Annotated in this window: 12 protein-coding genes; 7 read left to right on the top strand and 5 right to left on the bottom strand. The window is 69.9% G+C overall.

Annotation, left to right across the window (positions count from 1 at the left end):
* Window positions 1-27: 27 nt before the first annotated feature.
* Complete coding sequence (locus ACRSBM_RS06185; protein ID WP_434440554.1) at window positions 28-1,449, top strand: GH1 family beta-glucosidase; 1,422 nt, start codon at window positions 28-30, stop codon at window positions 1,447-1,449.
* Between the two features lie 78 nt (window positions 1,450-1,527).
* Here ACRSBM_RS06185 and ACRSBM_RS06190 read toward each other — a convergent pair whose 3' ends face one another.
* On the bottom strand, window positions 1,528-2,727 hold the full coding sequence (locus ACRSBM_RS06190) for an esterase-like activity of phytase family protein (protein WP_434440556.1): 1,200 nt from the start codon (window positions 2,725-2,727) through the stop codon (window positions 1,528-1,530).
* 71 nt (window positions 2,728-2,798) lie between these two features.
* Here ACRSBM_RS06190 and ACRSBM_RS06195 point away from each other — a divergent pair, with 71 nt between their 5' ends.
* Window positions 2,799-3,821 (top strand): GNAT family N-acetyltransferase, encoded by a 1,023-nt coding sequence (locus tag ACRSBM_RS06195; protein ID WP_434440557.1) that lies wholly within the window; start codon window positions 2,799-2,801, stop codon window positions 3,819-3,821.
* Window positions 3,822-3,896: 75 nt separating this feature from the next.
* Window positions 3,897-4,925 carry a LacI family DNA-binding transcriptional regulator gene (locus ACRSBM_RS06200; protein WP_434440558.1) on the top strand — a complete coding sequence of 343 codons (1,029 nt, stop codon included), beginning with the start codon at window positions 3,897-3,899 and terminating at the stop codon, window positions 4,923-4,925.
* Here ACRSBM_RS06200 and ACRSBM_RS06205 read toward each other — a convergent pair.
* Window positions 4,870-5,739, bottom strand: a complete 870-nt coding sequence (locus ACRSBM_RS06205; RefSeq protein WP_434440560.1) for a helix-turn-helix domain-containing protein — start codon at window positions 5,737-5,739, stop codon at window positions 4,870-4,872. The genes ACRSBM_RS06200 and ACRSBM_RS06205 overlap by 56 nt on opposite strands.
* A 134-nt stretch (window positions 5,740-5,873) precedes the next feature.
* Between ACRSBM_RS06205 and ACRSBM_RS06210 the strand changes: the two genes are divergently transcribed.
* Both ACRSBM_RS06210 and ACRSBM_RS06215 read left to right on the top strand, forming a co-directional pair.
* Complete coding sequence (locus tag ACRSBM_RS06210; RefSeq protein ID WP_434440561.1) at window positions 5,874-6,902, top strand: NADP-dependent oxidoreductase; 1,029 nt, start codon at window positions 5,874-5,876, stop codon at window positions 6,900-6,902.
* A gap of 24 nt (window positions 6,903-6,926) precedes the next feature.
* Window positions 6,927-7,118, top strand: a complete 192-nt coding sequence (locus tag ACRSBM_RS06215) for a hypothetical protein (protein WP_434440563.1) — start codon at window positions 6,927-6,929, stop codon at window positions 7,116-7,118.
* Between the two features lie 315 nt (window positions 7,119-7,433).
* Here ACRSBM_RS06215 and ACRSBM_RS06220 read toward each other — a convergent pair whose 3' ends face one another.
* Window positions 7,434-7,784: a hypothetical protein gene (locus ACRSBM_RS06220; protein WP_434440565.1), complete on the bottom strand. Its 351-nt coding sequence runs from the start codon at window positions 7,782-7,784 to the stop codon at window positions 7,434-7,436.
* A gap of 60 nt (window positions 7,785-7,844) precedes the next feature.
* Here ACRSBM_RS06220 and ACRSBM_RS06225 point away from each other — a divergent pair, with 60 nt between their 5' ends.
* Window positions 7,845-8,378, top strand: a complete 534-nt coding sequence (locus ACRSBM_RS06225) for a DM13 domain-containing protein (RefSeq protein WP_434440566.1) — start codon at window positions 7,845-7,847, stop codon at window positions 8,376-8,378.
* 216 nt (window positions 8,379-8,594) lie between these two features.
* Window positions 8,595-9,545 carry an AraC family transcriptional regulator gene (locus tag ACRSBM_RS06230; protein WP_434440568.1) on the top strand — a complete coding sequence of 317 codons (951 nt, stop codon included), beginning with the start codon at window positions 8,595-8,597 and terminating at the stop codon, window positions 9,543-9,545.
* Here ACRSBM_RS06230 and ACRSBM_RS06235 read toward each other — a convergent pair.
* Together ACRSBM_RS06235 and ACRSBM_RS06240 are read right to left on the bottom strand one after the other, a co-directional pair.
* The gene (locus tag ACRSBM_RS06235) at window positions 9,542-11,569 is read right to left on the bottom strand and encodes a 3-hydroxyacyl-CoA dehydrogenase NAD-binding domain-containing protein (protein ID WP_434440569.1); all 2,028 of its coding nucleotides are present in this window, start codon (window positions 11,567-11,569) and stop codon (window positions 9,542-9,544) included. The two genes, ACRSBM_RS06230 and ACRSBM_RS06235, sit on opposite strands and share 4 nt — an antisense overlap.
* A 3-nt stretch (window positions 11,570-11,572) precedes the next feature.
* Window positions 11,573-12,775: an acetyl-CoA C-acetyltransferase gene (locus tag ACRSBM_RS06240; RefSeq protein ID WP_382434615.1), complete on the bottom strand. Its 1,203-nt coding sequence runs from the start codon at window positions 12,773-12,775 to the stop codon at window positions 11,573-11,575.
* Window positions 12,776-12,782 lie beyond the last annotated feature (7 nt).

A 12,782-nucleotide genomic window follows, 5' to 3' on the forward strand; every position in this document is an offset into this window, starting at 1 on the left:
GGGATCAAGTCACAAGGATGTGAGTGAATGACGACCGACTCGGACGTCGAGGTCGGGCGGGAGGTGCTGACCTTCCCGCCGGACTTCCTGTGGGGAGCAGCGACCGCGGCGTTCCAGATCGAGGGTTCGACCACAGTGGATGGTCGTGGTGCCTCGATCTGGGACACGTTCGCGGCGACGCCCGGCAAGGTACTGGCCGGTGACACGGGTGACCCGGCCTGCGATCACTACAACCGCTACCGATCCGACGTGGACCTGATGGCCTCGCTGGGGCTGGCCTCGTACCGGTTCTCCGTGGCGTGGCCCCGGATCCAGCCCACCGGTAGCGGCCCGGTGGAGGAGCGCGGTCTCGCGTTCTACGACCGGCTGGTGGACTCGTTGCTGGAGAAGGACATCCAGCCGCTGGTAACCCTGTACCACTGGGACCTGCCACAGGTGCTGGAGGACTTCGGGGGCTGGCGCAACCGCGACACCGCCTACCGCTTCGCCGAGTACGCCGCGATCGTGCACGAACGGCTCGGTGACCGGGTGCAGGCCTGGACCACGCTGAACGAGCCGTGGGTCTCGGCCTTCCTGGGCTACGGCAACGGGATCCACGCGCCGGGCGTCACCGACGCCGTGGCGTCCCTGGAGGCGGCGCACCACCTGCTGCTGGCACACGGCCTGGCCACCCAGGCGTTGCGCGCGCAGGCACCCGACTCGCACCGGCTGTCGATCGTGCTGAACTTCAGCACGATCCTGGGTGACAGCGACTCGGAGGCGTCGCGGGAGGCCGTGCGCAAGCTCGACGGCCTGCAGAACCGGATCCTGCTCGACCCGGTCTGCGGCCGCGGCTACCCGCTCGACGTCCTGCAGGACACGACGTGGCTGGGCGACTGGACGAACGTGGTGCGCGACGGTGACATGGAGACCATCGCGACCCCGATCGACTGGATCGGCGTGAACTACTACAACCCGACCCGGGTCGCGCCCGCTGATCCCGACTTCGTGCCGGCCGGACCGCACGCGGGACTGCGCGGTGCCGCCATCCAGCCGCCGCAGGGCGAGGTCACCGGGTTCGGGTGGGAGCAGAACGCCGACGCGTTCACCGAACTGCTGGTGCGCCTGTCCCGTGACACCGGCGGGATTCCGCTGGTGGTGACGGAGAACGGGTCCGCGTTCCCGGACGTCGTGGACCCGGTGGGTCGCGTCGCGGACGTCCAGCGGACGAAGTACCTGGTGGATCACGTCCGCGCGGTGCACAGGGCGATCTCCGAGGGCGCCGACATCCGCGGCTACCTGGCGTGGTCGCTGCTCGACAACTTCGAGTGGGCGGCCGGGTACTCGCAGCGGTTCGGCATCGTGCACGTCGACTTCGAGACGCAGCAGCGCACGATCAAGGAAAGCGCGGTCGCGTTGTCCCGGATCATCGGGCAGAACGGGCTTCCCGCGCACGGCTACACCGTTTAGCCCGGAAAGCGGGCCGAGGGGCCTCAGCGCTCTCACCTGCGGACACGTCCGTGCCGCAGGTGAGAGCGCTCTCTTGTTTCAGCGCCTGCGCAGCACCCGTGGATCGGCGTGCAGCCTGTCCGCGAGCCTGACGGTGATGAACTCGTTGTCGTCCGGCCTGCCGGGGTTGCGGCCCGACGACGACGGGAAGTTGTTGTCGTTGAGCACCGCGATCGTGCGGTCGTCGAGGATCGTGACGTCCTCGATCGTGACGAACGGGAACCTGAACGGGTCCGCCTGCCCGCCGACGTGCCTGGGGTTCGCGAGGTTCAGCAGGTCGGCGACCATCGTCTTGTCGAGCTTGCCGTCACGGTCGCGGTCGCGCTTGTCGGCGAGGTACACGCGCTTGACGATCGCGTCGGCGCCCTGAGCGCTGTCGCGTTCGACGACCAGCAGCCGATGGGCGTCGACCGCGATGGCGTCACCGATCGCGAAGTTCGGGTCCTCCAGCTGGTAGCGCCAGGTGGTGCCGGTGAACGAGTTGCTCGCGATGTCGAACTCGTTGAGCCGCAACGTCTCTGGCGTGTCGCCGGCGACGGTGCCCTCGAGCAGCGCGTTGATCCTCCTGCCGTCCGGCGAGAGCGTGATGCCCTCGAACCCCTTGCTGCCACCCAGGTTCGGGTTGCCGGCGGGGTTCTCCGGTCCGCGCACGCCCGGCAGCGGGACCGGTGGTGCCAGCAGCCGGCCGGCGCGGTCGAAGTGCAGCAGGTACGGGCCGAACTCGTCGCCCATCCAGTAGGTGCCGTCGGCGCCCCTGGTCACCGACTCGACGTCGATGTCCGCGCCGGTGATCACCCGGTCCGGCCTGGTCAGCGGGAACGGGATGTGTCCGTTCGGGTCGGTCAGCGTGATGCCGCCGAGCACGTCGACCTTGCCGCTGCCGAAGTCCGGCGCGATGCGGTGGATGCGCAGCAGGAAGTCCGCGCTGTTGGCCTTGGTCCCGTAGCCGTTGTCGGAGATGGCGTCGAACGTGCCGTCGCTGTTGCGGACGAGGCCGCTGAACCCCTGGATCGGCTGGTCGGCGAACGGTGGCGTGACGCCGTTGATCGGGGTCGTCCCCAGTGCCGCACCGCTCGGTTCGCTGCCGGGGACGAAGCTCACGGCCGGGAGGAAGGCGAAGTTCGTCAGCGTCGCCTGCTTCGGCGCCTTCTGACCGGCCGGGCCCGGTGCGGCGGTCGTGGGCGTCGCCAGTGCCGTGACGGTGAGCAAAGTGAGGCCGACGGCCAGTGTTCTCCTCATGCCGCGACCCTATGAGAATCGTTTTACCCGCGGTTCCCATCGCGGCAACAACTTCGGTGAACTCTTGACGCATGACCACGACCTGGCGCCTGCGCTTCGAACTCAGCGACAGCCCCGGCGCGCTCGCCCGCGTCACCGTCCGGCTGGCCGCGGCCGACTGCAACGTCCTCGCGCTGCACGTGATCCCCGTTCCCGGCGGGGTGCTCGACGAGATCGTCGTGCGGGCGGGCGAGGGTGTGCTGCCCGCGGACCTCGTCGACGCCGTGCGCGGCGAGGGCGGCAAGTGCGTCGGCATCACCGGCGCGGACATGCGGGATCTCGTGGACGAACCGACGGCGGTGCTGCGCGCGGCCAGGAAGGCGCTGACCGATCCGGACCGGACCGCGGAAGCGCTCCGCCAGGTGCTGGCGGCGGACTCGGTGACCTACGGCGCGGCGACCGACGGCCAGGTCCAGGTGGGAGGGATGGCGGCCCGGCGCGGCTGGGCGAGGTTCACCCAGGTCGAGCTCACCCGTGCCCAGGCGTTGCTCGACCTCCTGGACGCACCGGCGCCCGAGGTGCGCGGGATGCTCAGCGACGACGGCGTGGCACTGGTCCTGCGTCCCGGCACCGGCTCCGACGAGGACGCCGTCGCGGGCCTGCACACCCGCTGTTCGATGAGGACGTTGTTCAACCGCTACCACTCGGGCGTGCGCACGGTGCCCCGCCGCTGGCTGCACCGGCTGCTCAACCCGCCGCGCGGCACCACGACCGTCGCCCAGTGCGCCGACCAGGTGGTGGCGCTCGGCCAGCTCATCCACACCGGCACCCCGGACTGCGCCGAGGTCTCGCTGCTGGTGGAGGACGCCTGGCAGCGCCGGGGCGTGGGCGCGGCCCTGCTCGGCGCGCTCGCGTCCGACGCCCGCGCCGCCGGGTACTCCGAGCTCGTCGCGTGGTGCCTGCCGGCGGAGACCGCTGTGGTCAGGACCGCCGCCCGCGCGGGTCTCGCGACCACGACACGCCGGGAGGACGGACTGCTGAGGGTCTCCATCGCGCCACGCGGACGCGTCCTGAAGACGCCGGTCACGGAGGTCGCCCCGGAAAAAACGCGATGAACAGCGCGGAAACCCTCCTCGGAGATCGCTTGCGGCTAAGCTGCTTGGCAGATCAAAGGTTGTCATCGAGGAGTGGTGGTGCTCGTGTCCATCCACGCGCGTCCGACGTTGGAGGACGTGGCCGCGAGAGCCGGCGTCTCCCGCGCCACGGCGTCACGAGTGCTGAACGCGTCGCCGCGCGTCAGCCCTGAGGCGCTGGAAGCGGTCAACGCCGCCGTCTCGGCGCTGGGCTACCAGCCGAACCGCGCCGCGCGGGCGTTGGTCACCCGCCGGACCGGTGCCGTGGCCGTGGTGTTCTCCGAGCCGGAGCCCAAGATCTTCGACGACCCGCACTTCGCCCGGCTGATCCGCGCCGGCGCGCGTGCGCTGGCGGACGTCGACGTGCAGATGGTGCTGATGCTGGTGCACTCGCCGGACGACCAGGCGCGCGCGCACCGCTTCCTGGCCGGTGGTCACGTCGACGGTGCCCTGGTGTTCGCGCCGCACCGCAACGACGAGCTCGTGTCGATCGTGAAGAAGCTCCCGCTGCCGGTGGTGTACGCCGGTAAGCCGTGGGGGTCGCTGCGAGGGATGCACCTCGTGGACAACGACAACGAGGGCGGCGCCGTGCTCGCCACCGAGCACCTGAAGTCGCTCGGGCGCAAGAAGATCGTGCACGTTTCCGGACCGTCGGACGAGCTGTCCGCGATCGATCGGTTGAACGGCTTCAAGTCGGCGCTGTCGCTCGACGACAAGGGCGCCGCGAAGCTCACCGAGGACGGTGGCTTCACGCGGGAGGGCGGCCGGAAGGCCATGTCCGTCCTGCTGTCCAGGTTTCCGAACCTCGACGCCGTGTTCGTGGCGTCCGACCTCATGGCCGCCGGTGCGCTGGAGACGTTGCAGGAGGCCGGCAAGCGCGTGCCCGAGGACGTCGCCGTGGTGGGCTTCGACGACCACGTCGCGATCGCCGAGCACACCACGCCGCCGCTGACCTCGGTGCGGCAGGACTCGGACGAGCAGGTCAAGCACATGGTCGAACACCTGGTGAAGCTGCTGCGGGACGAGACGGTCAAGACCAAGAAGCAGATGCTGCCGACGGTGCTGGTGCGCCGCGAGTCGGCCTGACCGCCGCCGAGCCCAGCAGCGCGAGCTTCTCGGCGTCCGCCGAGCCCGGCTCGGGGTGGTACACGACGAGGTGGATGCCGTCGGTGCCGCTGACGTCGAGCCGGTCGCGCCGCAGTCGCAGGGCGCCCACCTCGGGGTGGTCGAACCGCAGCGACGATCCCCGTTGCGTGCTCACGTCGTGGCGGCTCCACAGGACGCGGAAGCGGGGGCTCGCCAGCGCGAGCTCCCCGACCAGTTCCACGAACCGGGGGTTCTCGGTGTCGGAGCCGATGGACCGCCGCAGGCTCGAGACGTAGCACGCGGTGGTCTCGTCCCAGTCCGGGTACAGGGCGATCTCCGCCGGATCGAGGAACACGTCGAGCAGCTGGTTGCGGCCTGCCGCCAGGCGGGGTGACAGGGCGACGGCCAGTGCGTTGGACGCGAGGACGTCGAAGTAGCGGCCCTGCACGAACGCGGGGCCGGAGAACGTCGAGAGCAGCTTCACGACGCTGTCCGGCACCGTCTCGGGACGCGGCCGGCGCCGAGTCCGCCGCGGCTTGACCGCGACGAGGTCCAGCAGATGCGCCGTGCCCTCGTCGCCGAGCTGGAGCACCCTGGCGATCGACTCGAGCACCTGGGCGGACGGGTTGCGGTCGCGCCCGCGTTCGAGGCGCAGGTAGTAGTCGGCGCTGATGCCCGCCAGCAGCGCGACCTCCTCGCGCCGCAGACCCGTGACGCGTCGCCCGCCGCCGGCGGGGATCCCGGCCTGCTCGGGCGTGACGAGGGCACGGCGGGCGCGGAGGTAGTCGCCCAGGTGGTTCGGCTCGCCGCTCATGCGACCAACTATGCCCGTCTCGGGGCGAGCGAAAGGGGTCCCGTCACTACCAGGGACACGAGGGCACTGGTTCGGCACGGCGCGCTGCGATTTCTTCGTCGGTGTCAGTTGTGCAGAGCCGCAGGAGGAACCTCATGGGCAAGCCGGTGAACCGTCAGATCATCTTGGCGGCGCGGCCGCACGGCCACCCGAAGCCGAGCGACTTCGAGATCGTCGAACGGCCCGTGCCGGTCCCGGGCGAGGGGCAGGTGCTGCTCCGCAACCTGCTGCTCTCCCTGGACCCCTACAACCGGATCATCATGGGCGACGCGGGCGGGGAACGGCCGCCCATCGACCCCATCGCCCTCGGTGACCCGATGTTCGGCTTCGCGGTCGCCGTCGTCGAGGAGAGCAACAACCCCGCGTTCGCGCCGGGCGACCACGTCGCCGCCACGTCCGGGTGGCAGGACTACGCGGTGTCCGACGGCTCGGACCTCCGGCTGGTCGATCCGGAGGCGGCGCCGCTGTCGGCGAGCCTCGGCGTGCTGGGGATGACGGGCCTGACGGCCTGGGTGGGGCTGACCAGGGTCCTCGATCCGGTGCCGGGCGGAACGCTCGTCGTCACCGCCGCGGCGGGCGCCGTCGGCTCCGTCGCGGCCCAGATCGGCAGGCTGCGCGGGCACCGGGTGGTAGGGGTCGCCGGTGGCGCCGAGAAGACGCGTCACCTCGTGGAGGACCTCCGCCTCGACGCCGCCGTCGACTACCAGGCACCCGGCTTCGCCGACGCGCTCGCCCGCGCGGTACCGGACGGCGTCGACACGGTATTCGAGAGCGTCGGCTCCCCCATGGTCGAGGCGCTGCTCCCGCACCTGAACCCCAAGGCGCAGCTCGTGGTGTGCGGCGTGATGTCACAGATCAACCGGACGGAGCCCCACGACGGGCCGAACCGGCTTCCCGAGCTGCTGAAAGCCGTGCTGTACAAGGATCTGACGCTCCGCGGGTTCTCGGTGCCCGACTACTTCGACCTCTACCCGGAGTTCCTCGCCGAGGCGGCGCCCTGGGTGGCGGAGGGCGAACTGCGGTACGCCGAACACGTCGTCGAAGGACTCGAGTCCGTTCCCGCCGAGTTCCCGAAGATGTTCTGCGGAGCGACGACGGGTAAGACGATCGCGCGGATCGCCTAGCGGCCGTCGTCCTGGTTCTTGCAGGTGGGCGGGGGCAACGGGTTGAGCGGGCTGCACGGCCACCCCGACGACGGTGGTGGCGTCGTGGTCGCCGACGACTGCGGCGGTTCCGGGTTCGTCACGGCCGGAGGTGGCGGTGGCGTGGTCTTCCTCGGCGCCTGCTGGGTACTCGGGGCCGAACTGCTCGAGCTCGGCGGCGCGCTGCTGCTGTCCTGAGTGGAGCTCACGGTGGAGCTCGGCGGGGTGCTGGAGGTGGAGGTGATCCAGCTCGACTCGGGTGTCCCGGTCAGCGGATCGTCGGCGGCGGCGCCGTGGAACGCCATGCCCACCAGCACTCCCAGCAGAGCGGATCCGAACACGGCGGAACCACCTGCGGCCCACAGTGCGCGCACAGCAGTCCTCCTCTTGGATGCTCACGGTGTGAAGTCAGGCGGTCACGCTCGTCGGCAGATTACCGGTGGTCCGGTCGCAGGAGAATGCTCACCTGCATGCCTTATCGGCTCCTCGATGACCCCGGTTGAGCGATCACCGTCATTGTTCTGTGATCCGGGCGAGCACCAGACTGGCCCCGGAAAGGCCTGCCACCAGCACGGTTCCGGTCATATGCCACGTCGGAGCGTCACCCGTGCAGGTGAACACCTCGGTGAACCGTTCCGAGGAACACGTGACGAACGGAACCGACGAGAGGGCGATGGAGGCCGCCGCCACGCCGCCGAGCAAGGCGGAGCCGAACGTGCGCATGAGCGGGAACGCGGCGTTGGCCGTGCCGACCGCCGCGATGGCGAAGAGGAGCGGGACGGGTCTCGGGAACAGGCCCGTCAGCGCGCAGCCGACCATCAGGACGCCGAGCACGGCCTGGCCGATCCTCGCCTGTGTCGCCACGGCTGGGACCCTAACAACTCCGTAAGCTCTTTCCGGTCCGGTTTGGGCCAGTATTTCGGTATGCCGCATCGCCGATTCCTGATTCCCGTCTCAGTTCTCGTGGTCGTCGCCTTCGGGGTCGGGCTGTACCTGTTCCAGCCCTGGCGGCTGCTCACGGTGCGCGAAACGCACGAAGCGCTGCTCGTGCCCACGTCCACGAGTCAATTGACGGCTCAGTCAACGTCGGCCGCTCCGGCGCCCGTCGCGGAAACGCCGAAGGAGGTGGCGGCGGGGCAGTGGCGGTCGCTCGAACACGCCACCACGGGTAAGGCGAGCCTTGTCAGCCTGCCCGGCGGCGGGCATTCCGTCCAGTTCGCCGGGTTGAACACCAGTGATGGCCCTGACCTGTACGTTTACCTGTCGCCGCACCCGTCGAGCTCGCCCGAGAAGACCTTCGGCCAGGGATTCACGAGCCTGGGCAAGCTGAAGGGAAACCGCGGCGACCAGGTATACGAAATTCCTTCGGGTGTGGATGTCTCCACCATTCGGAGCGTGGTGATCTGGTGCCAGCGGTTCTCCGCCGGTTTCGCCGTAGCACCGTTGGAACAAGCCTGAAACATCAGCGCGCGGACTACTCTGTTCACGCTATTGACATTCCTGGTCTAGACCACATAGCGTTATCTGCACGAACACGACATCGTCCCTTGCCAATGGGCGTGCGGAAGCCCCGTTGGCAAGGAGTACGGCTCACTGGGTGGGCCCACGGCGGCGGTGACGCGACTCCTACTCTCCCCGGAGCCGCGTCGCCGCCGGTGGCGTTTACTGTGGTTCGTGCACACCAGGACCGTGGCGATCCACTACGTGCGCGCGGCGCTCCGCGCGTGCCCGGAGCCGTCCGCCGTCCTGGCCGGTGCGGGCATCCCGGCGAGCCTCCTCGCCGACGACCGGGCGCGCGTCACGCCCGCGCAGTACACGAAGTTCATCCAGACCCTCTGGGAAGTCCTCGACGACGAGTTCATGGGCTTCGGGCCGCGGCCGTCGAAGCGCGGCACGTTCGCGATGATGTGCCTGCTCGCCGTGCACTGCCCGGACCTCGAGTCGGCGTTGCGGCGTGGCCTCGCCTTCTACGCGCTCTTCGACGAGCCGCTGGACCTGTCGCTCGACGGCGGCCGCTTCACGCTGCACATCCCCGGCGACCCCGACCACTTCCTCACCGAGTCGCTCCTCGTGCTGTGGCACCGCTTCTCGTCGTGGCTCATCGGCCGCCGAATCCCGTTGCGGGGCGCGGAGTTCGGCTATCCGGAACCCGCGCACGCCGCCGAGTACCACCTGATCTTCGGCTGCCCGCTGCGGTTCGGCGCGCCCGCCACCGCGATCACGTTCGACCCGAAGTTCCTGCGCATGCCGGTCGTGCAGGACGAGGCGGGGCTCAGGCGCTTCCTGCGGCACTCGCCGGCGGAGTTGTTGTCGCGCAGGGACCACGGCGCGGACACGGCGGGCCACGTGCGGCGGCTGCTCGGGCGCGGGGTGACCGGGCTGGAGGCCGTGGCGGCCGCGCTGGGCGTGTCGGCGCCGACGTTGCGCCGGCGGCTGGCCGCGGAGGGGACGTCGTTCCGCGAGGTGCGGGAGCAACTGCTGCGCGACCAGGCGGTGGCCTCGCTGGTGCGGGGCGGGGAGTCGGTGGAGGAGTTGGCGCTGCGCCTCGGGTTCTCCGAGGCGAGCGCCTTCCACCGGGCCTTCAAGCGGTGGACCGGGTCGTCGCCCGGCTCCTACCGCGCCTAGAACTTGTCGCGCTCCCGCAGCGATGCCGGCGGGCGGAACCGTTCGCCGTACGTGTCGGCGAGGTAGTCCGCCCGCTCGACGAACGCCTGCACGCCGTAGGAGTTGATGAACTGCAGCGTGCCACCGCTCCACGGCGCGAAGCCGAACCCGAAGATCGAGCCGATGTTCGCGTCCGCCACCGAGGTCAGCACACCCTCGTCCAGGCACCGCACGGTCTCCAGCGACTGCACGAACAGCAGCCGGTCGCGAACGTCCTGTTCGGACACTCCGGCGTCGGCCTTCGCGTACCGGGTGGTCAGCTCCGGCCAGAGGAACTTCCTGCCGCCCTCGGGGTACTCGTAGAAGCCGGCGCCACCGGACTTTCCGGTGCGTCCCAGCGACACCATCTCACGGATGAGGTCGTAGGCGGCGCTGTCCGACACCAGCGACGGGTCGTCGGCGAGCGTCTGGTCGTGGATCTTCAGCTGCAACGACAGCGTCACCTCGTCCGACACCGCCAGCGGTCCGACGGCCATGCCGGACTTCTTCGCCACGTTCTCGATGAGTGCCGGCGCGACGCCCTCGGCCAGCATCGAGATCGCCTCGATGACGTACGTGCCGAACGTCCGTGAGGTGTAGAAGCCACGCGAGTCGTTCACCACGATCGGCGTCTTCCCGATCTGCCGCACGTAGTCCAGCGCGCGCTGGAGCGTCTCCTCCGACGTCTTCTCGCCGCGGATGATCTCCACGAGCCGCATCTTCGGCACGGGCGAGAAGAAGTGCAGGCCGATGAACCGCTCCGGCGCCGTCACCGCCGACGCCAGGCCGGTGATCGGCAGCGTCGAGGTGTTGGACGCGATCACCGCGTCCGGCAACGCCTTCTCCTCCGCCGCGGGCAGCACCTTGTTCTTCAGCTCGCGGTTCTCGAAGACGGCCTCGATGACCAGGTCGCAGCCCGCGAGGTCGTCGTCGGAGTCGGTCGGCGTGATGCCGTCCAGGCCCTGAGCGCCCTTCTGGGCACCTTCGAGGCTCACGTCCTTCAGGACCACCTCGATGCCCGCCTTCGCGGACACCTCGGCGATTCCGGCGCCCATCATGCCCGCGCCCAGCACGCCGAGCCTGGTCACGCGCCGCCCTGTCGCGGACGCGCGGCCGTTGACCTCGTTGAGGTTGAACCAGAACGCCGTGATCATGTTCTTGGAGACCTGACCGGAGGCCAGTTCCACGAAGTAGCGGCCCTCGATCTTCAGCGCCGTGTCGAAGTCGACGTAGGCGCCCTCGACGGCCGTCGCCATGATCTTCTCCGGCGCCGGGTACACGCCGTGCGACTTCTTGCTCAGCACGGCGGGTGCGGCGGCGAGGAGGCCGTAGCTGTTGGGGTCACCGAACTTCAGGTCCGGCACGCCCGCGCCCTGCACGTCCCACGGCTGCGTCGGTGCCGGGTTCTCCTTGATCCACGCACGGGCCTCGGAGATCAGCTCTTCGCGCGTCTCCACGACCTGGTGCACGATCCCGGCCTGCAACGCGCGTTCCGGCCGCAGCTGCTTGCCCTCCATGAGCAACGGCAACGCCTTCTGCACGCCCAGCAACCGCACCATGCGCGTGACGCCACCGCCGCCGGGCAGCAGGCCCAGCGTGGCCTCGGGCAGGCCGACGCGGATGCTGTTGTCGTTCAGCACGATCCGGCGGTGCGAGGCGAGCGCGATCTCGAACCCGCCGCCGAGCGCGGTGCCGTTGATCGCCGCCACGACCGGCTTGCCGAGCTTCTCCAGGCGCCGCAGCTGCGACTTGAGCTCCTCGACGCCTTCCAGCGCCTGCGAGGCGTTCTCCGGCGTGATCGCGATCAGCACGTTGAGGTCGCCGCCCGCGAAGAACGTCTTCTTGGCGGACGTGATGATCACACCGGTGATCTCGTCACCTTCGAGCTTCGCGACCGCGTCGCCCATCAGCTCGCGGTACTCGTCGTTCATGACGTTGGCGGAGCCGGACATGTCCATCGTCAGGGTGACGATGCCGTCCGCGTCCTTGTCGTAGTGGAAAGGCATCCCTTAGACCCTCTCGATGATCGTCGCGATACCCATGCCGCCGCCCACGCACAGCGTGGCGAGGCCGCGGCGCAGGTCCCGGCGCTCCAGCTCGTCCAGCAGCGTGCCCAGGATCATGCAGCCGGTGGCGCCCAGCGGGTGGCCCAGCGCGATCGCGCCGCCGTTGACGTTGACCTTGTCCTCGGGGATGTCCATGTCCCGCAGGAACTTCAGCACGACCGACGAGAACGCCTCGTTGACCTCGAACAGGTCGATGTCCTCGACCGAGAGGCCGGCCTTGTCCAGCGCCTTGCGCGCGGACGGCGCCGGTCCGGTCAGCATGATCGTCGGCTCGGTGCCCACCACGGCGACGGAGACGATCCGGGCGCGCGCGGTCAGGCCGAGAGCCTTGCCCGCCGCGGCGGAACCGATCAGCATCGCGGCGGAGCCGTCGACGATCTGCGACGAGTTGCCCGGCGTGTGCACGTGGCTGATGCGCTCGACGGTGGGGTAGCGGTCGATCGCGACGGTGTCGTAGCCGAGGTCGCCGTGGAACTGGAAGCTGGGCTTGAGCCTGCCCAGCGACTCCACAGTGGACTCGGGACGGATCGTCTCGTCCTCCTTGAGCACCACCGTGCCGTTCTGGTCGACGACCGGCACGACGGACCGCTCGAACCAGCCGTTCTTCTGCGCCTCGAACGCGCGGGCGTGCGACCGGGCGGCCCACGCGTCGACGTCCGTGCGGGAGAAGCCCTCCAGCGTCGCGATCAGGTCGGCCGAGACACCCTGCGGCACGAAGGAGAGGTCGAAGTTCGTCTGCGGGTCGATCGCCCACGCGCCACCGTCGGACCCCATCGGCACGCGCGACATCGACTCGACGCCGCCCGCGACCACCAGGTCCTCGAACCCGGACGCGACCTTGGCCGCGGCGAGGTTCACCGACTCGAGGCCGGACGCGCAGAACCGGTTGAGCTGCACACCGGCGGGACGCTGGTCCCACCCGGCGGCCAGCACGGCCGTGCGGGCGATGTCGCCGCCCTGCTCGCCGAGCGGCGACACCACGCCGAACACGACGTCGTCCACCGCGGAGGTGTCGAGGGAGTTGCGTTCGGACAGCGCGCGCAGCACACCGGCGGCCAGATCCACGGGCTTGACGCTGTGCAGCGACCCGCGCTTCCCCTTGCCGCGCGGCGTGCGCACCGCGTCGAAGATCAAGGCTTCGCTCATGACACCA

It is taken from the genome of Lentzea xerophila, from assembly GCF_051094245.1.
GTDB classification, from domain to species: Bacteria; Actinomycetota; Actinomycetes; order Mycobacteriales; family Pseudonocardiaceae; genus Lentzea; species Lentzea xerophila.

Coding starts and splice junctions, on each gene's coding strand:
- ACRSBM_RS06225 (WP_434440566.1), top strand. CDS start 7,845: ATGCCGCATCGCCGATTCCTGATTCCCGTCTCAGTTCTCGTGGTCGTC.
- ACRSBM_RS06210 (WP_434440561.1), top strand. CDS start 5,874: ATGGGCAAGCCGGTGAACCGTCAGATCATCTTGGCGGCGCGGCCGCAC.
- ACRSBM_RS06190 (WP_434440556.1), bottom strand. CDS start 2,727: ATGAGGAGAACACTGGCCGTCGGCCTCACTTTGCTCACCGTCACGGCA.
- ACRSBM_RS06235 (WP_434440569.1), bottom strand. CDS start 11,569: ATGCCTTTCCACTACGACAAGGACGCGGACGGCATCGTCACCCTGACG.
- ACRSBM_RS06205 (WP_434440560.1), bottom strand. CDS start 5,739: ATGAGCGGCGAGCCGAACCACCTGGGCGACTACCTCCGCGCCCGCCGT.
- ACRSBM_RS06185 (WP_434440554.1), top strand. CDS start 28: ATGACGACCGACTCGGACGTCGAGGTCGGGCGGGAGGTGCTGACCTTC.
- ACRSBM_RS06240 (WP_382434615.1), bottom strand. CDS start 12,775: ATGAGCGAAGCCTTGATCTTCGACGCGGTGCGCACGCCGCGCGGCAAG.
- ACRSBM_RS06195 (WP_434440557.1), top strand. CDS start 2,799: ATGACCACGACCTGGCGCCTGCGCTTCGAACTCAGCGACAGCCCCGGC.